The 17,473-nt window shown below is 61.6% G+C and carries 13 protein-coding genes; 9 read left to right on the top strand and 4 right to left on the bottom strand.

All coding sequences use genetic code 11. From position 1 onward, the window contains the following. The first annotated feature begins 25 nt into the window (after positions 1 to 25). Entirely contained in the window at positions 26 to 1,687 is a 1,662-nt protein-coding gene (locus FJQ55_RS09945; protein ID WP_140827583.1) for a Na/Pi cotransporter family protein, read from the top strand. A gap of 19 nt (positions 1,688 to 1,706) precedes the next feature. Here FJQ55_RS09945 and FJQ55_RS09940 read toward each other — a convergent pair whose 3' ends face one another. Beyond that, entirely contained in the window at positions 1,707 to 3,185 is a 1,479-nt protein-coding gene (locus FJQ55_RS09940; RefSeq protein WP_246085063.1) for an NAD(P)H-hydrate dehydratase, read from the bottom strand. A gap of 349 nt (positions 3,186 to 3,534) precedes the next feature. Here FJQ55_RS09940 and FJQ55_RS09935 point away from each other — a divergent pair, with 349 nt between their 5' ends. The 4 genes from FJQ55_RS09935 (at position 3,535) to hspQ (ending at position 6,854) form a co-directional block, all read left to right on the top strand. Continuing rightward, positions 3,535 to 3,873 (top strand): P-II family nitrogen regulator, encoded by a 339-nt coding sequence (locus FJQ55_RS09935; RefSeq protein ID WP_006727717.1) that lies wholly within the window; start codon positions 3,535 to 3,537, stop codon positions 3,871 to 3,873. 62 nt (positions 3,874 to 3,935) lie between these two features. Then, positions 3,936 to 5,345, top strand: a complete 1,410-nt coding sequence (glnA, locus tag FJQ55_RS09930; RefSeq protein ID WP_140827582.1) for a type I glutamate--ammonia ligase — start codon at positions 3,936 to 3,938, stop codon at positions 5,343 to 5,345. A gap of 169 nt (positions 5,346 to 5,514) precedes the next feature. Then, entirely contained in the window at positions 5,515 to 6,447 is a 933-nt protein-coding gene (locus FJQ55_RS09925) for a DMT family transporter (protein WP_140827580.1), read from the top strand. Positions 6,448 to 6,524: 77 nt separating this feature from the next. Then, complete coding sequence (gene hspQ, locus FJQ55_RS09920) at positions 6,525 to 6,854, top strand: heat shock protein HspQ (RefSeq protein WP_062284430.1); 330 nt, start codon at positions 6,525 to 6,527, stop codon at positions 6,852 to 6,854. Between the two features lie 93 nt (positions 6,855 to 6,947). On the opposite strand, the gene FJQ55_RS09915 is transcribed toward hspQ, so the two are convergent. Then, positions 6,948 to 7,580 (bottom strand): invasion associated locus B family protein, encoded by a 633-nt coding sequence (locus FJQ55_RS09915; RefSeq protein ID WP_140827579.1) that lies wholly within the window; start codon positions 7,578 to 7,580, stop codon positions 6,948 to 6,950. 268 nt (positions 7,581 to 7,848) lie between these two features. Here FJQ55_RS09915 and FJQ55_RS09910 point away from each other — a divergent pair, with 268 nt between their 5' ends. From FJQ55_RS09910 to FJQ55_RS09900, 3 genes are all read left to right on the top strand, one after another. Then, positions 7,849 to 9,654 (top strand): extracellular solute-binding protein, encoded by a 1,806-nt coding sequence (locus FJQ55_RS09910; protein WP_425467512.1) that lies wholly within the window; start codon positions 7,849 to 7,851, stop codon positions 9,652 to 9,654. A 105-nt stretch (positions 9,655 to 9,759) separates the two neighbouring features. Next, positions 9,760 to 10,431 carry a DsbA family oxidoreductase gene (locus tag FJQ55_RS09905; protein ID WP_140827576.1) on the top strand — a complete coding sequence of 224 codons (672 nt, stop codon included), beginning with the start codon at positions 9,760 to 9,762 and terminating at the stop codon, positions 10,429 to 10,431. Between the two features lie 57 nt (positions 10,432 to 10,488). Further along, positions 10,489 to 11,424 carry a DMT family transporter gene (locus FJQ55_RS09900; protein WP_140827575.1) on the top strand — a complete coding sequence of 312 codons (936 nt, stop codon included), beginning with the start codon at positions 10,489 to 10,491 and terminating at the stop codon, positions 11,422 to 11,424. Positions 11,425 to 11,441: 17 nt separating this feature from the next. Here FJQ55_RS09900 and mfd read toward each other — a convergent pair whose 3' ends face one another. Then, positions 11,442 to 14,948: a transcription-repair coupling factor gene (gene mfd, locus FJQ55_RS09895; protein WP_425467531.1), complete on the bottom strand. Its 3,507-nt coding sequence runs from the start codon at positions 14,946 to 14,948 to the stop codon at positions 11,442 to 11,444. A 6-nt stretch (positions 14,949 to 14,954) separates the two neighbouring features. Further along, the gene (locus FJQ55_RS09890) at positions 14,955 to 15,269 is read right to left on the bottom strand and encodes an FAD assembly factor SdhE (RefSeq protein ID WP_140827572.1); all 315 of its coding nucleotides are present in this window, start codon (positions 15,267 to 15,269) and stop codon (positions 14,955 to 14,957) included. A 95-nt stretch (positions 15,270 to 15,364) separates the two neighbouring features. Between FJQ55_RS09890 and recG the strand changes: the two genes are divergently transcribed. Then, the gene (gene recG / locus FJQ55_RS09885; protein WP_140827571.1) at positions 15,365 to 17,470 is read left to right on the top strand and encodes an ATP-dependent DNA helicase RecG; all 2,106 of its coding nucleotides are present in this window, start codon (positions 15,365 to 15,367) and stop codon (positions 17,468 to 17,470) included. Positions 17,471 to 17,473: the final 3 nt, after the last annotated feature.

The following is a 17,473-nucleotide window of genomic DNA, read 5'->3' as shown; positions in this document are numbered from 1 at the left end:
GGCTTTTCAGGTTCGGGGCACAGCCATGTCGGGTATCGCCGTCTTCATCCATCTCGCGGGCGCGGTTGCGCTGCTTCTCTGGGCGACACGCCTGGTACGAACCGGGATAGAGCGTGCCTATGGCGGCATCTTGAAGGACAAGCTGCGGCTTGCGATCGGCAACCGCTTTTCGGCAGCGCTGGCGGGCTTTCTGTTCGCAGTTGCGCTGCAGAGTGCCACCGCCGTTGCCCTGATCGTCGCATCTTTTGCCGCCGCCGGTTATGTTACCTCGGCCATCGGTATTGCAACGCTGCTTGGCGCGGATTTCGGCTCGGCTTTTGTCGTGCGCATCCTGCGGTATGATCTTTCGCTTCTCATGCCGATCCTGCTGCTGGCAGGGACCATTGCCTTTCGCGCGACCAATGCGCGCCATTGGCGCCAGCTCGGCCGCATCCTGTTCGGTCTCGGACTCCTGCTGCTGTCGCTGCGGCTGATTGGTGAAGCCTCCGAGCCATTGAGAGAAAGCCGGATCCTGCCGGTTTTGTTCAACTATCTGGCCGGCGACTGGATCAGCGCCTTCCTGTTGGCGGCCCTATTGGCCTGGGCCTTCCATTCGAGCGTCGCTGCCGTTCTGCTCACCGCTTCCCTCGCCGACCAGCATCTGATCCCAGATGCACTGATCATCCCGCTGGTGCTCGGCATCAACTTCGGCGCCGCCGTCATCGCCGCGCTTCTGACCAAGAATGCCGATCCTCTGACGCGTGTCGTGCCGCTCGGGAATGTGGTCATCCGCGGACTGATGACGCTCCTGGCCCTGGCGCTGCAATTTGCGGTGACCGCGGGCCCGTCACTGTTCTCCGTCCACCCAGGCGAGGCCGTGGTGCTGGTGCATCTGGCGATGAACGCGGCCGTGCTCGTGCTGGGGTTGCCGTTTGCCGGTCTCGTTGCGACGATGCTGGAGCGCTTCGTGTCGGTGAGCCAGGTGCCGGCCGCCAACGATGACCGGCTGTCGGCGCTGAACCCGGCTGACCTCGGCAGCCCGACGCAAGCCATCAGCAACGCGACACGCGAGGTGCTGACTGTTTGCGACAAGACCGAAGTGATGTTGAACGGCATCTTCGAGCTATTCGAAGAATGGGACCCGAAGAAGACGCAGCGGATCGAAACTCTCGATGACCAGATCGACGCGATCCATCGCGACATCAAATTCTATCTCGCCCGCATTTCGGAGACAGCGCTCGATCAGACATCCGCGGCGCAGTGTCAGAACCTGCTGGGGGCAACGATCAAGATCGAGCAGGCCGCCGACATCATCTCGCAGAACATGCTAACGCGGGCGCGCAAGAAGAGTGAGCGCAAGGCGTCCTTTTCGGCAGAAGGCTGGGCGGAACTCTGTGCCATGCACAATGAGGTGCTGCAGAACGCGCATCTTGCGTTCAACCTGCTGGTCACGCGCGACGTCGAGCATGCCCGCCAACTGGTCGCCCGCAAGGAGGCGATCCGCAACCTGGTGAAGGCGAGCGAGGAGAAACATCTCCAGCGTTTGCGTCAGGGCAACGCGGCAAGCTTCGATTCAAGCTCGCTGCATATCGACACGATGCGGGACCTGAAAGAGATCAACTCGCTTTTCGTGTCGATCGGCTATCCGCTGCTTGAGGGTGAAGGCCTTTTGCGGCGCAGCCGTCTGGTGCAGCCGGCGGAGTTGTAGCGGCCTGCGTCGGGAGTTTCTAGGCGGGGAGGACGGCACCTGCCAGATCTTCGGCGGTAAGGCCTGGCCCCACACTGAGGGCCGCCTGACCATGCAGATGAACGCCTGCGCAGGCGGCTTCGAATGCCGGCAGGCCCTGCGCCAGGAGAGCGCCGACGATACCCGCAAGCACATCACCCGACCCGGCAGTCGCAAGGCTCGGCGGCGCATGCTCCTCGATCGCGGCACGGCCGTCCGGGGATGCGATCACCGTATCGGCACCCTTGTAGACGACGACACCTCCCACTGCGGCCGCGGCGGCAAGCGCCTTTGCCGGTTTTGCAAGGGTCCCGTCCTCGGCGATCTCGGGGAAGAGCCGCGCGAATTCGCCTTCATGCGGCGTCACCACGAGGCGAACTGCCTCCCCTTCGAAGGCGGTTGCGAGCCGGTGGCGATCCAGGCGAAAAGCCGTGATACCGTCGGCGTCTAGGACGAGGTGGCGGCCGGCCTGACCCATGCGGACGGCGAAAGCCCTGGCCTTTTCGGGATCACCAAAGCCCGGCCCTAGCACGAAAGTCCGTCGGCGGGCATCTTCCAGATAAACCTGAAGATCGCGATCATTGTCAACGGAAGCCAGCATGATGGCGGTGAGGTGGACAGCATTGGCCGCGAGCGCCGCTTGGGGAGAGGCGATCGTGACGAGCCCTGCCCCCGCCTTCAGCCCCGCCATGGCGCTGAGGCGTGCGGCTCCGGTCGCCGTTTCCGGGCCGGAAAAGACGGTCAGGTGGCCGCGGCGGTATTTGTGGTCCGATGTTCCCAGAACCCTGTGGGTTGCGCGCCAGATTGCCGGATTGTTCACGTGAAGCGGGCCAGCCTCGGCTTCCACCAAACGCCAGGGGATGCCGATGTCGAACACCTCGACCTCACCGCAGAGGTCGCGGCCAGGCAGAAGAACATGTCCGGGTTTGCGGGCCATGAATGTGACCGTATGGCTGGCCCGGAAGGCGGCGCCGCGCACCTGGCCGGACCCTCCGTCAAGACCTGAGGGCAGATCGACAGCGATGACGGGGAGCGCGGCTGCCGTCACCTTTTGGATCAGTTCCGACACCTCGGCCGGTACCTCGCGGGCAAGCCCCGCGCCGAACAGGGCGTCGATGACCACGTCACCCGACACCGGTTCAAAGGCGGTCATGCCTTGCGATGTGCCACTATAATCCGTTTGTGCGCGTTTGGCGTCGCCTTTCAGTCTGGCAGGATCGACGAGGGCAAACACGGCGGTGGCTGCTCCTGCGCGCCGTAGGGCTGCGGCACAGACATAACCATCGCCGCCATTGTTGCCCGGACCGCACAGTACGACAAATCGCAAGGCACCGGGATACAGGCGAAGAGCTGACGCGGCGACCGCCTCTCCCGCACGTCGCATGAGGCCATAACTGTCCTGGCCAGTCGCTGCAGCAGCCGCATCCACCCGAGCCATGGCTTCGGGCGTGAGCAGAAGTGAGTGGTTCGCAGGGATCATGGTGACGTTAGAGCAGAAATCGCGGGAAATTCAAACCGGCACAATTTTGGGCATATTCAAGCGCCTTAATAATGCGCAATTGCCTATCAATTAATCACCCTCGTTGCAAATATGAGCTCTCCTGCAAAGACTTAGCAAAAGCGAATCTTCCGAAAAAAGATCGACGAAAATCCATATTTCGACCTTATCGGGCTGGCTTTTCGCTCCGTTTTGACAGAGATTTGGCCCGCCGGCTGGAGGAAGCGGGAGATTTTGCGAAATTTTCGCGGAAGACTGGCACGTTCCATGCATTCAATCCGGCGAACGGGGCTCATCCTGTTCATTGAGGGAAGCGGAGAGAAATTTTCTCATGAAAAAGATCGAAGCGATCATAAAGCCTTTCAAGCTCGACGAAGTGAAGGAAGCCCTTCAGGAAGTCGGCCTGCAGGGCATCACCGTGACGGAAGCCAAAGGTTTCGGTCGCCAGAAGGGCCATACGGAGCTCTATCGCGGCGCGGAATATGTGGTGGACTTCCTGCCGAAGGTGAAGGTCGAAGTTGTATTGGCCGATGAAAACGTGGAAGCGGTGATCGACGCCATCCGCAACGCCGCCCAGACCGGCCGCATCGGGGACGGCAAGATCTTCGTCTCCAACGTCGAGGAAGTGGTTCGCATCCGGACCGGCGAGACCGGCATCGACGCCATCTAATCAGACCCGACACCTAGGGAGGTCGGGTTCATATCGTCAGCTCTTGCGAGGAAGAAAAAAACATGACGACCGCAAACGATATTCTGAAACAGATCAAGGACAACGACGTCAAGTTCGTCGACTTGCGCTTCACCGATCCGAAGGGCAAGCTGCACCATGTCACCATGGACATCGCGTGCGTCGATGAAGACATGTTCGCCGATGGCGTCATGTTCGACGGCTCCTCCATCGCCGGTTGGAAGGCGATCAACGAATCCGACATGGTGCTCATGCCCGACCCGGCGACGGTCCATATGGACCCCTTCTTCGCCCAGTCGACCATGGTCATCCTCTGCGACATTCTGGACCCGGTTTCGGGCGAAGCCTATAATCGCGACCCGCGTGGCACCGCCAAGAAAGCCGAGGCCTATCTCAAGGCATCGGGCATTGGCGACACGATCTTTGTTGGTCCGGAAGCCGAATTCTTCGTCTTTGACGACGTAAAGTACAAGGCCGACCCCTACAACACGGGCTTCAAGCTCGACTCGTCCGAGCTGCCGTCCAATGACGACACGGACTATGAGACCGGCAACCTCGGTCATCGTCCGCGCGTCAAGGGCGGCTATTTCCCGGTTCCGCCGATCGACAGCCTGCAGGACATGCGTTCCGAGATGCTGACCGTGCTCGGCGAGATGGGCGTGGTTGTTGAAAAGCATCACCACGAAGTGGCGGCTGCCCAGCACGAGCTCGGCATCAAGTTCGACACGATGGTGCGTAACGCCGACAAGATGCAGATCTACAAGTATGTCGTGCACCAGGTTGCCAATGCCTATGGCAAGACCGCGACCTTCATGCCGAAGCCGATCTTTGGTGACAACGGTTCGGGCATGCACGTGCATATGTCGATCTGGAAGGACGGCAAGCCCTCCTTCGCCGGCGACGAATATGCCGGCCTGTCGGAAAGCTGCCTGTACTTCATCGGCGGCATCATCAAGCATGCGAAGGCGATCAACGCTTTCACAAACCCCTCCACCAACTCCTACAAGCGTCTGGTGCCAGGTTATGAGGCACCTGTTCTGCTCGCTTACTCGGCCCGTAACCGTTCGGCCTCCTGCCGCATTCCGTTCGGCTCGAACCCGAAGGCGAAGCGCGTCGAAATCCGATTCCCGGACCCGACGGCCAACCCCTATCTCGGCTTCGCCGCCATGTTGATGGCCGGCCTCGATGGCATCAAGAACAAGATCCATCCGGGCAAGGCCATGGACAAGGATCTCTACGATCTGCCGCCGAAGGAACTGAAGAAGATCCCGACCGTGTGCGGTTCGCTGCGCGAAGCGCTCGAAAGCCTGGACAAGGATCGCAAGTTCCTGACCGCCGGCGGCGTCTTCGACGATGACCAGATCGATTCGTTCATTGAGCTCAAGATGCAGGAAGTCATGCGCTTCGAGATGACCCCGCATCCGGTCGAATACGACATGTACTACTCCGTCTGATCGACGGGTGCCGATGAAAGTAACGACGCCGGCGGCCACCGCCGGCGTTTTTCGTTTCAGGTGACGGATCTGCCGGCAACTGTCCTTTCGCCCGTCGCCTTGGCGGGATAGCCTCTGATGTTCGTGCGACTGCCTGCGTCGCACCTCTCGTGAAAGTCCGCATGACGCGATGACCATCCATATGAAACCCGCCTCGATTGATAGCCCCTCGCCTCGCCTCATCGACTGGACGCTGTTCCTGCTCGCGCCCGTGTTCTTCTCGTCGAACCTAATCTTCGGTCGGGGGATCACGGGAGAAATGGGACCGTTTACGACGGCCTTCATCCGCTGGGCAGGATCGGCGCTCATCATGTCGCCGATCGTCTGGCATCATCGCCAGCAATGTCTCGCCTTCGTGCGCCGCCACACGCTGCTGTGGCTGGTGCTGGGCGTGCTTGGCATGGGGATTTGTGGCGGGGTCGTCTACTGGGCACTGACGCTGACCACCGCTTCGAACGCGACGCTGATTTACACGACGTCGTCGCTATTCATCATCCTGTTCGAATGGCTGTTTGCCGGGCGGCGGATCAGTTTTCGCGAGATATCCGGAATGGTCATCGCCTTTGCCGGCGTGGCCGCAATCGTGCTTAAGGGCGATCTTTCGGCGATGCTGCACATGCGCTTCAACCTCGGGGACCTCGCGATCCTGGTAGCGGCGATATCCTTCGCCTTCTATTCCATCCTGCTGAGAAGGCCCGGCATTCGGGCGATGCCGCCGCTTCCCCTCTTCGGGCTTCTGGCGCTGTCAGGCGCGATCGTCCTGATGCCGCCAGCGCTTGCCGAGATCCTCGCCGGAGGCCTGCTACCGGATACGGCGAGGGACTTTGCCATGCTGGGAGGCATCATCCTCTTTGCTTCTCTTGCAGCCTTCTACAGCTTTCAGCATGCCGTGCATGTTTTCGGTCCGGGGATCGCAGGCATGACACTTTATCTGATGCCGCCGATGTCGATCCTGATGGCGGTGATCTTTCTGGGAGAGCATTTCGAGCGCTACAACGCCTTCGGGATCGTTCTGGTCACGTCCGGACTTGTGCTGGCGACTGCGCCGCAACGCAAAGCCTGAGTATCCGGCATGGAAACTGCATGTCTTGATTTCCGAGGGCTCGGTTCCCAAATAAGGCAGGGAAAGGAAGTAAAGCCATGAAACAACGAAGCGCAAAATTTGGTATCGGGGATGTCGTTCGGCACAAGGTCTTTCCGTTCCGCGGCGTCGTCTTCGATGTAGATCCGGAATTCGCCAATTCCGAGGAGTGGTGGAATGCGATCCCGGCCGAAGTTCGGCCCGCCAAGGATCAACCCTTCTACCATCTGCTCGCGGAAAACGCTGAAACCGAATATGTGGCCTATGTCTCGGAGCAAAACCTAGAGACGGACGAGAGCCAGGAGCCGCTGCGCAATCCGCAGATCCAGCAGATCTTCGAACCGCAGCAGACTGGCCGCTACAAGCCGCGCATGACCTACGCGCATTGACGCCTGTCTGGACAAAGCCCCCCTTCCAAGCAAAAGCGCCCGCGTCTCTCCGACGCGGGCGCTTTTTGTTTCATCCATCTGATCAGAAAAGGATCAGTTGCCCTGCTTGGCGGCGTTCTGGGCGTCGTTGATCGCCTTGTTGCGCTCTTCCTGCTTCTTCTGCATGGCTTCCTGCAGCATGCGCTGGCGCTCTTCGGCCTGCGACTGCGACATCGCTTCCCCATCGAAGGCGCCGGTGAAGCCTTCCAGCGGGATCTTGATCGGGTTCGGCGCGCGGCGGAAGTTGATCGAAGTGAAGACGACGTTGCCGCCCTTCTTCAGACTGGCGACCATCGCGTCCGTGAGCGGGATTTCAGCGGTGCAACGGTCGGGCAGGCAGACGGCGTAGTCGAGCTTGGTGCCCTTTCCGTCATCGATCTGCATCAGAACGCCCGGCGGGATCAGTCGTGCGGAGGGGACGGTAACCTGCAGAAGCTTGCGGTTGACCTTGCCTTCGACCGTGATCAGGCCAACGGCGGTGATCAGCTGGCCATTGGCGGCAACGAGCTGATTCTGGACGACGCAGATGTCCGACTCTTCCTGCTTGGAGCAGGTCTTGAACCATTTGGCCGGCGCCGGCGCCGCAGCGTCCTGAGCCTGGGCAACGGCTGGCATGGCGGCCGCTGCGAAGGACAGTGCGAGTGCAGACACAGCCGTCCGCGTTGCATTGCTAAGTGTGAACATCATTCGTATTCCGTCTCCTGAAACCCCTGTCGCGCGGACTTTAAGCCGCGTCACCGATCCTGCTTGCCGCTCACCTGTCGTCCAAATGAGGCAAATGCATGGCCTGGCGATCCGGCCATGGTGTTACATCGCGGCGATTGGAATATCCAGCTTTTCTTTGACGTGGCCGCGACTCAAGCCTCGTCTAATTCACACGGGCATGTGTTGGATTTGTGGTGACTGTGCTAGCCTCGGGCACCTTTGAGATTCCATGTCCGGGAGGATCGTCATCTTGCGTCGACTGTTGTTCAGCCTGCTTTTCCTGCCGCTTGCGCCTCTCGCCCAGGCCGAGCCCGTTCACGGGATCGCCATGCATGGTGCGCCGGCCCTCGCCGCCGATGCGCCGAGTTTCCCTTATGTGCAGCCTGGGGTGAAGAAGGGCGGCAAGGTCAATTACGGCGTCGTCGGCACCTTCGACGCAATGAACCCTTTCGTGCTGAAGGGCATGCGCACCACCGCCCGGGGCGTGTGGGATCCGGAATTCGGCAATCTGCTCTATGAGAGCCTGATGACGCGTTCGGCCGACGAGCCGTTCACGCTCTACGGACTGCTCGCCGAGAGCGTCGAATGGGATGCGGACCGGACCACCGTGCAGTTCAACCTCAATCCGAAGGCGCATTGGAATGACGGACAACCGGTAACGCCTGAAGACGTCATCTTCACCTTCGAACTCCTGCGGGACAAGGGACGGCCGCCGTTCAACTCGCGCCTCGCCTCGGTTGCCAAGATGGAGAAGGTCGGCGAGCACGGGATCAAGTTTACCTTCAACGAGAAGGCCAATCGCGAAACGCCCCTGATCTTCGCGTCGGCAACGCCGATTCTGCCCAAGCATGCGATCGACGCGTCGACCTTCGATCAGGCGGGCCTCGCGATCCCGGTCGGCTCCGGTCCGTACAAGGTGAAAGACCTGAAGCCGGGCGAGAAGGTGACATGGGTTCGCGATCCAGACTATTGGGGCAAGGATATCCCGTCCAAGATCGGCTTCGACAATTACGACGAGATCAGCGTTACCTATTTCCTGCAGGAAGCGACGATGTTCGAGGCCTTCAAGAAGGGCGACATAGACATCTATCCGGAAGGCGACGCCAATCACTGGCAGCGGGCCTATGATTTTCCGGCCGTGAGCAAGGGCGACGTGATCAAGGAGAGCTTCAAGCCCGGCCTGCCTTCGGGCATGCTCGGCTTTGTCTTCAACACCCGCCGCCCGATGTTCGCCGACGTGAAGGTGCGCGAGGCGATCAGCACGGCCTTTGATTTCGAGTGGCTGAACAAGACACTCTACAACGGTGCCTTTACCCGCACGCAGAGTTACTGGCAGAACTCGACACTCGGCGCTTACGGGAATGCAGCGGACGAGAAGGAACTGGCGCTGCTGGGCAAGGCTAAGGACAAACTTTCGCCGGAGATCCTGGCCGGCACCTATACGCAGTCGGCGACCGACGGGTCTGGTGGTGATCGCAAGGCGCTGTCCAAGGCAGTCAAATTGTTCGCCGAAGCGGGCTACAAGATCCAGGGCGGCAAGATGCTGGACGTCAGCGGCAAGCCGCTTTCCTTCGAGGTGATGACACAGAACGAAGGCCAGGAGAAAATGGCGCTGGCCTTCCAGCGCACGCTGAAACTGATCGGCATCGACATGGGCATCCGTACGGTCGATGACGCGCAGTATCAGGCACGCTCCAACAGCTTCGACTACGACATGATCATCAAGTCCTACACCTCGTCGCTGTCGCCGGGCGCCGAGCAGGTCAACCGCTGGGGATCGGAATCCAGGGATGCCCAAGGCAGCTTCAACTATGCCGGCGTTGCCGATCCGGACATCGACCGAATGATCGAGGCGCTTCTGCAGGCGCGGGAGCCCGAGGATTTCCAGGCGGCGGTCCGCGCCTATGACCGTTTGCTGGTCGCCGGCCATTATGTCGTCCCGCTCTATCATCTGGGCGAACAGTGGGTGGCGCGCTGGAAGCATATCGGTCGGCCCGAGGCCGTGCCGCTCTATGGCTATCAGCGCCCGACATGGTTTGACGCGCGCGTGCAGTAAACAGCACAACGACAAAGCGTTACTGGGGTCGGGGCTTGTTCCCGGCCCGTTTTGATTTAAGTGACGGTTCACAACCGAGCCTTACCCCACAGGAAGGAAGACATCATGGACCGCATCACCATCGACCTCGTATCCGACGTGGTCTGCCCCTGGTGCTATCTCGGCAAGGCGCGGTTGGAACTGGCGCTGGCCGAAGTGCAGGACGAGGTGAGTGTCGACATCAACTGGCGACCCTATCAGCTCAATCCCGACTATCCGCCGGAAGGCGTCGACCAGCAGGTGGAATTGGCGAAGAAGCTCGGTGGCAAGGAGAACATGGATCGGGCACATGCGCAGCTGCGCGCACTGGGGGCCGAGGTCGGCATCGCCTTCGATTTCGAGGCCATCAAGGTCGGACCCAATACGCTCGATGCGCACCGCCTCATTCACTGGGCGGGACAGGAAAGTCGCGAGACGCAGGGCCGCGTGGTCGACCTGCTGTTCAAGGCGAATTTCGAAGAAGGCGAGAATGTCGGCGACAAGGACGTGTTGCTGAACATCGCCGAGAAGGCCGGCCTGTCGCGGCCTGTCATCGAGACGCTGCTGTCGGGCGATGCGGATGTGAGCCACGTGCTGGCAGAAATTGATTCGGCTCGGCAGATGGGCGTGAACGGCGTGCCCTTCTTCATCTTCGATCAGCAATATGCGGTGAGTGGTGCACAGCCGCCATCGGACCTTGCCAATGCTCTGCGGGAAATCGCGAAAGCCAAGGCAGAGGCGCTGCGCAATCTCAATTGACGCTGTGCGCGAACACAACTATCCCGGTGGAGTAACCTCCTCCCCGGGATCAGCACCTTGTCTTCCGACACGACCTTCAAAGGCGTCCTTCTCGCCTTCATCTGCTTTGCCGCCTATTCCTTCAGCGATGCCTCGGTGAAACTCGTCGAGGGGCGCGTGCCGCCCTTCGAGGCGGGCTTCATCGGGAGCCTGTTCGGCTTCGTCGCCATCCCGTTCCTGATGAAACGCGGTGATCGTTACACCGACCTCGTGCGCAGCACCAACTGGCTGCTCTGGGGGCTTCGTTTCGTCTGTTCGGCTGTCGGCACGGTTGGTAGCATCATCGCCTTTACCCAGCTGTCGATGGCGGAGGCCTTCTGCCTGATCTTTCTGCTGCCGAGTTTCGCGACCATCATGTCCGTGATCTTTCTGAAGGAGCGGGTCGGCGCCAAGCGCTGGGCGGCCGTTCTGATCGGTTTCCTCGGGGTGTTGGTGGTGTTGCGCCCCGGTTTTCGGGAACTGCAGTTCGGACACTTGGCGGCTCTGATCTCGGGATTTGCCGGGGCCGTTACGATCATCATCTTCCGCGCTATGGGGCCGCAGGAGAAGAACATCTCGCTCTATGGCGCGGGCCTGCTCGGCAGCGTTATCATCTGTGCGGCCTTCTCGCTGCCGGACTTTCAGGCACCTGAGGGGTATGACCTGATGTTGCTCGCTGCTTTCGGTCTGCTGGCGGCCGTCGGCAACATTTTCATGATGCTGGCATCATTCTATGCGCCCGCCCCCATCGTGGGGCCGATCCAGTACAGCCAGATGCTCTGGGCTATCCTGCTCGGCTATCTCGTCTTCGGCGACAAGGTCGACTGGCCGATGGGCATCGGCATTGCGCTCATCGTCGGATCCGGCCTGTTGACACTGGTCCGCGAACGCAAGCGCGACACGCCGCTCCCGCCACCAGTGGCCGGCAAGACGGATGCGGCGCTGGCGATCAAGCCGGAAGAGTCCGGCGCTTAACGCATAGAGTCGGCCTCTCAACCCGCCTTCGCCAGTTCCGCCAGCTGCGTCATGACCACCGCCGCACCTGCCAGCCGCTTTTCCGGCGTCGGCAGGTCACGGGTCAGGAACACCGAGTGATCCGGTCGGATCTTGGCCATCGTACCCTGCTTGGCGATGTAACCGACAAGGGCCGCCGGGTTCGGGAACTGCTTGCCGCGGAACTGGACGACGACGCCCTTCGGACCGGCTTCCAGTTTCTCGACGTTCGCAACCCTGCACAGCGCCTTGATATAGACCACCTTCAGCAGGTGCTGGACCTCGATCGGCATCGGACCGAAGCGGTCGATCAATTCCGCGCCGAAGCCGTCGATCTCTCTGAGATCGTCCAGTTCGCCGAGGCGGCGATAGAGCGCCATGCGCAGATGCAGATCCGGCACATAGTTTTCCGGGATCATCACCGATGTGCCGACCTGGATCTGCGGCGACCAGCCAGTGTCGACAACTTCATCGACGCCCTTCACCTCGGCGACCGCCTCTTCCAGCATCTGTTGGTACAGCTCGAAGCCGACTTCCTTGATGTGGCCGGACTGTTCCTCGCCAAGCAGATTGCCGGCGCCGCGGATGTCGAGGTCGTGGCTGGCGAGCTGGAAGCCGGCGCCCAGCGTATCGAGCGATTGCAGGACCTTCAGACGCCGTTCAGCGCCCGCCGTCAGCACCTTGTTGACGGGCAGTGTCAGGAGCGCGAACGCGCGCACCTTGGAGCGACCGACGCGGCCTCGGATCTGGTAGAGCTGGGCGAGGCCGAACATGTCGGCGCGGTGGACGATCAGCGTGTTGGCTGTGGGTACATCAAGGCCGGATTCGACGATCGTGGTGGAGAGAAGCACGTCGTAGCGGCCTTCATAGAAGGCGTTCATGATGTCTTCGAGCTCGCCGGCAGCCATCTGGCCATGGGCGACGGCAACCTTCAACTCCGGCACGTTTTCGTCGAGGAAGCTCTTGATATCGGCAAGATCAGCGAGGCGCGGGCAGACATAGAAGCTCTGGCCGCCGCGATAATGCTCGCGCATCAAGGTCTCGCGAATGACTAGCGGATCGAAGGGTGAGATGAAGGTGCGGACCGCCATGCGGTCGACGGGCGGCGTGGTAATCAGCGAGAGTTCGCGCACGCCCGTCATGGCGAGCTGCAGGGTGCGCGGAATGGGCGTTGCCGAGAGCGTGAGCACGTGCACGTCCGACTTAAGCTCCTTCAGCCGCTCCTTGTGCTTCACACCGAAGTGCTGCTCTTCGTCGATGATCAGGAGGCCAAGATTGGCGAAGTTGACGCCGGTGCCGAGTAGCGCATGGGTGCCAACGACAATGTCGGTCTTGCCTTCGGCGACTTCCTTTTTGACGAGGTTCAGTTCCTTTGTGCCGACGAGACGCGAGGCCTGTTGGACGCGGATCGGCAGGCCCCGGAAGCGTTCGGAGAAGGTCTTGAAGTGCTGACGTGCGAGCAGCGTTGTCGGTACGACGACGGCGACCTGAATGCCGTTCATCGCCGCGATGAAGGCAGCCCGCAGCGCCACTTCCGTTTTACCAAAACCGACGTCGCCGCAGACGAGGCGATCCATCGGCCGCCCCTGGCCGAGATCAGAGCGGACGGCCTCAATGGCCGCGTCCTGATCTTCCGTTTCGTCATAGGGGAAGCGGGCGGCGAACTCGTCGTATAGGCCTTCCTGAGTGGTGAGCACTGGCGCCGTGCGGGTCATGCGTTCGGCAGCGATGCGGATCAGGGCACCCGCCATGTCGAGCAGGCGCTTCTTGAGCTTGGCCTTTCGCATCTGCCAGGCGCCGCCGCCCAGCTTGTCGAGCTGGACTTCCGTCGCCTCGCCGCCATAGCGGGAGAGAAGATCGATGTTTTCGACCGGCAGGAAGAGTTTGGCGTCATCCGCATATTGCAGTTCGAGGCAGGCGCGCGGTGCGCCGGCGGCTTCGATGGTACGCAAGCCGACGAAACGGCCGATACCGTGTTCTGCGTGGACGACAATAGAGCCTTCATCGATGCTCGCGACTTCCGAGATGAAGTCGGCGGCGCGCTTGCGACGCTTGGAGCGTCGGACCATGCGGTCGCCGAGAATATCCTGCTCGCCGACGATGACGAGACCGTTCGTCTCGAAACCGCCTTCGAGGCTGAGAACGGCTGTTCCCGCCTCGCCCTTTTTCAGCTTGTCGACATCCTTGAGGGCGGCGACAGGCACCAGTTTTTCGAGCCCGTGTTCGTTGAGAACCTGGAGCAGGCGGTCGAGCGAGCCTTCCGACCAGCCGGATACGACGACCTTGACACCGGAGGCGCGCTTTTCGGCAATGTAGGAAACGGCCTGACCAAAGACATTTGTGCGGGTATTTTCTTCGCCCGACTCATTGGCGGCCTTTGCCCATCGCGGTGTCGGGCGGGCGGCGACCTCGATGACCAGACGGCTCTCGCCACCGTGCTCCGCAAACGGTGTAATGCGTATGGGATCGAAGGCGTCGAGCGCCTTGCCGAATTCGCCGGCGCCCAGATAAAGCCGCTCCGGCGGCACCGGCTTGTAGGGCGTGCCCTGGGAGAGATGGCCCTTGCCGGGTGTCGCGGAATTGAGGCGCGCTTCATAGTAATCGCGGATCAGCTTGGCACGCTCTTCGGCTGCCTCACGCACGGTATGGTCGGTGACCATACGGAAGCCGCGCAAATAGTCGAAGGTCGTTTCCAGCTTGTCGTAGAACATGGGCAGCCAGTGCTCCATGCCGGCATAGCGGCGACCCTCGGAGACGGCGGCATAAAGCGCGTCGTCGCGGGTCGCGGCGCCGAAGAGCGACAGGTAGTTCTTGCGGAAGCGGCTGATGCTCTCCGGCGTCAGGGTGACCTCGCTCATCGGATTGAGGTCGAGCGAACGGACCTGGCCGATCGTCCGCTGGCTTGCGGGGTCAAAGGAGCGGATGCTCTCCAGCGTGTCGCCGAAGAAATCGAGGCGGACGGGTTCCTCTGAACCGGGGACAAAGACGTCCAGGATACCGCCGCGCACGGCGAATTCACCGACTTCGCGGACGGTCGCGACGCGGTCGAAACCGTTGCGCTCCAGGCGCGCGGCGATGTCGTCCATTCGCAGTTGGTTGCCGGGTTTTGCCGAAAAGCCGAGGCTGTCGATCACATCCGCCGGTGCCACCTTCTGCAACATGGCATTAACGGTTATCAGCACGATTGCGGGATGCGGGTTGAGATAGAGCGCGATCAGGCCCGAAAGTGCTGCAAGACGTCGTGCAGAGACGTCGGCAGAGGGTGAGACGCGGTCATAAGGCAGACAGTCCCAGGCCGGAAGTGTAAGCACCGGGATGTCTGGCGCGGCAAAGCTCAATGTCTGCTCAAGGTTCTGCAGCCGCTGACCATCCGACACCACATAGGCAACGGGTCTTCCCTCCCGCGCGAGGTCGGCGAGGATGAAGGCATCCATGCCGTCGGGCACATGGGAGAGCGTCAGGGCGGAGTGTGCGCCGACAATCCGCTTCACATCGATCAGTGGCATCATCAGTTACTTTGCAGCGGTTTCTTCGCCCGTGACCGGAGAGAAATCCGGCCGGAGAGCGGCAATGCGTTCGAAGAGCGGCGTCTGGAGATGGGCGGGAACGGGTTCGGCGCCCGTGATGTATTTGACGAGGTCGTTGTCTTCCTCGGCCATGATGTGCTCGAGTTCGTCAAGCTCGACATCGCTCAGGCCCTCGATCTCCGCCTCGCAGAACTGACCGAGCATCAGGTCCATTTCGCGGATACCGCGATGCCAGCAGCGGAACAGGATGCGCCGACGGCGCGGATCGAGGTCGGCACTGCTTTTCACCAGTCCAGTCATTTCGGCATCCTTCCAATTCTTGGGCCTCTATAGAGCAGCGACCGGCAAATGTCAGCTTGCCAAAGGGGCAAATAACGGGGCATTTTGCCCGCATCATGCGTCCCCATCTTCTCGACCCCCTGTTCGCCTCCGTCGCCTCGCTCAGCGGAGTGGGCCCCAAGCTCGCCCAGCTTCTTGCCACACTGCTCGGGCGCGAAGATGCAGAGGATGCAAGGGTCGTCGACCTCTTGTTCCTGGCCCCGCACCGGTTGATCGACCGTCGCCACCAGCCAGGCATTGCCTATGCCCAGCAGGGTTCGCTGGTGACAATCACCGGCCGCGTCGATCGCCACCTTCCGCCACCGCCGGGCAAGAGCAACCTGCCCTACCGCGTGATGCTGCATGACGAGACGGGGGAACTGGCGCTCACCTTCTTCCGGGTCAAGGGCAACTGGCTGGAAAAGGCATTGCCGGTCGACGAGATCGTGATGGTCTCAGGGAAAGTCGACTGGTTCAACGGCCGCCCTTCTATGGTGCATCCGGACCTGATGGTGAAGGCGAGCGAGGCGGAGAACCTGCCACTGGTCGAGCCGGTCTATCCGATGACGGCGGGACTCGGACCCAAGGTGTTGCGCAAGGCGGTGGAGGCTGCGGTCGAACGCATGCCAGATTTGCCGGAATGGTCGGATGCAACGCTTGCGACAAAGCAGGGCTTTGCCAGTGTGCGCGACAGCCTCGTGGCGCTCCACAATCCGCGCGACGAGAAGGATATCGACCCTCAGGCGCCGGCCCGGCGCCGGCTTGCCTATGACGAGTTTCTGGCGGGTCAAGTGTCTCTAGCGCTTGTGCGGCAGAAGCTGCGGCGGGTGCCAGGCACGCCCATCAAGCCAACGGGCGAGATCAGCGGGAAGATCCGCGCCACCCTGCCCTTCACGCCGACCAACAGCCAGCTGGCGGCGATCGACGACATCCTGAAGGACATGGCCTCCGACCAACGCATGCTTCGGCTGGTCCAGGGCGATGTCGGGGCCGGCAAGACGCTGGTTGCGCTTTTCGCCATGGCGGCTGCGGTCGAGGCTGGTGGTCAGGCGGTGCTGATGGCGCCGACGGAAATCCTGGCGCGGCAGCATCATGCCACGCTGGCCAAGCTCGGGGCACCGGCGGGTCTCAGGATCGAAGTGCTAACCGGTCGCACTAAGGGCAAGGAGCGTGAGGCGATCCTGGAGCGAATTGCTTCCGGCGAGGCGCAGATCGTCATTGGCACGCATGCGCTCTTCCAGGATGCCGTTAACTACAAGAATTTGACGCTCGCGGTGGTCGATGAACAGCATCGCTTCGGCGTGCATCAGCGTCTCCGGCTGACCTCCAAGGGCATCTCGCCGCATATGCTGGTCATGACAGCGACGCCCATCCCGCGCACGCTGGTGCTCGCCGCCTTCGGCGACATGGATGTGTCCAAGCTCACCGAGAAGCCGGCCGGTCGCAAGCCGATCCAGACGGTGACGGTGCCGACCGAGCGTGTGCCCGACGTCATCGAGCGGTTGAGGGCAGCAATCGCAGAGGGCAAGAAGGCCTACTGGATCTGCCCGCTGGTCGAGGAGACGGAAGAAAGCGAGCTGATGTCGGCGGAGGAGCGTCAGGCGGTGCTTTCGCAGTTCATCAAGGCGCCGATCGGGCTCGTGCACGGGCGGATGAGCGGACCGGAGAAGGATGCCGCCATGCTTGCCTTCAAGAATGGCGAGACGCGGCTGCTGGTGGCCACCACCGTGGTCGAAGTCGGCGTCGATGTACCGGATGCGACGATCATGGTGATCGAACATGCCGAGCGCTTCGGGCTTGCCCAGTTGCATCAGCTGCGCGGCCGTGTCGGGCGTGGAGACGAGACGTCGAGCTGTATCCTGCTCTACAAGGGACCGCTGGGCGAGACCGGCAAGGCGCGGCTGTCGATCCTGCGCGATTCGGAAGACGGCTTTCTGATCGCCGAGGAGGACCTGAAGCTGCGCGGCGAAGGCGAATTGCTGGGCACGCGGCAGTCGGGCACGCCGGGCTTCAAGATCGCCAGTCTGGAGCATCATGGCGATCTGCTGGAGATTGCCCGCAAGGATTCGGCCTATCTGCTGGAACGGGATCCGGAGCTGACCTCCGAGCGTGGACAGGCGGTGCGAACCTTGCTCTACCTCCATCGCCGCGACGAGGCGATCCGCTTCCTGCATGCCGGGTAAAAG

It is taken from the genome of Rhizobium glycinendophyticum, from assembly GCF_006443685.1.
In the GTDB taxonomy this organism is placed as follows: domain Bacteria; phylum Pseudomonadota; class Alphaproteobacteria; order Rhizobiales; family Rhizobiaceae; genus Allorhizobium; species Allorhizobium glycinendophyticum.
The sequence above is the reverse complement of the archived record's forward strand: the minus strand, read 5'-3'. Positions and strand labels throughout refer to the sequence as shown.

Coding starts and splice junctions, on each gene's coding strand:
- FJQ55_RS09945 (WP_140827583.1), top strand. CDS start 26: ATGTCGGGTATCGCCGTCTTCATCCATCTCGCGGGCGCGGTTGCGCTG.
- FJQ55_RS09940 (WP_246085063.1), bottom strand. CDS start 3,185: ATGATCCCTGCGAACCACTCACTTCTGCTCACGCCCGAAGCCATGGCT.
- FJQ55_RS09935 (WP_006727717.1), top strand. CDS start 3,535: ATGAAAAAGATCGAAGCGATCATAAAGCCTTTCAAGCTCGACGAAGTG.
- glnA (WP_140827582.1), top strand. CDS start 3,936: ATGACGACCGCAAACGATATTCTGAAACAGATCAAGGACAACGACGTC.
- FJQ55_RS09925 (WP_140827580.1), top strand. CDS start 5,515: ATGACCATCCATATGAAACCCGCCTCGATTGATAGCCCCTCGCCTCGC.
- hspQ (WP_062284430.1), top strand. CDS start 6,525: ATGAAACAACGAAGCGCAAAATTTGGTATCGGGGATGTCGTTCGGCAC.
- FJQ55_RS09915 (WP_140827579.1), bottom strand. CDS start 7,580: ATGATGTTCACACTTAGCAATGCAACGCGGACGGCTGTGTCTGCACTC.
- FJQ55_RS09905 (WP_140827576.1), top strand. CDS start 9,760: ATGGACCGCATCACCATCGACCTCGTATCCGACGTGGTCTGCCCCTGG.
- mfd (WP_425467531.1), bottom strand. CDS start 14,948: ATGCCACTGATCGATGTGAAGCGGATTGTCGGCGCACACTCCGCCCTG.
- FJQ55_RS09890 (WP_140827572.1), bottom strand. CDS start 15,269: ATGACTGGACTGGTGAAAAGCAGTGCCGACCTCGATCCGCGCCGTCGG.
- recG (WP_140827571.1), top strand. CDS start 15,365: ATGCGTCCCCATCTTCTCGACCCCCTGTTCGCCTCCGTCGCCTCGCTC.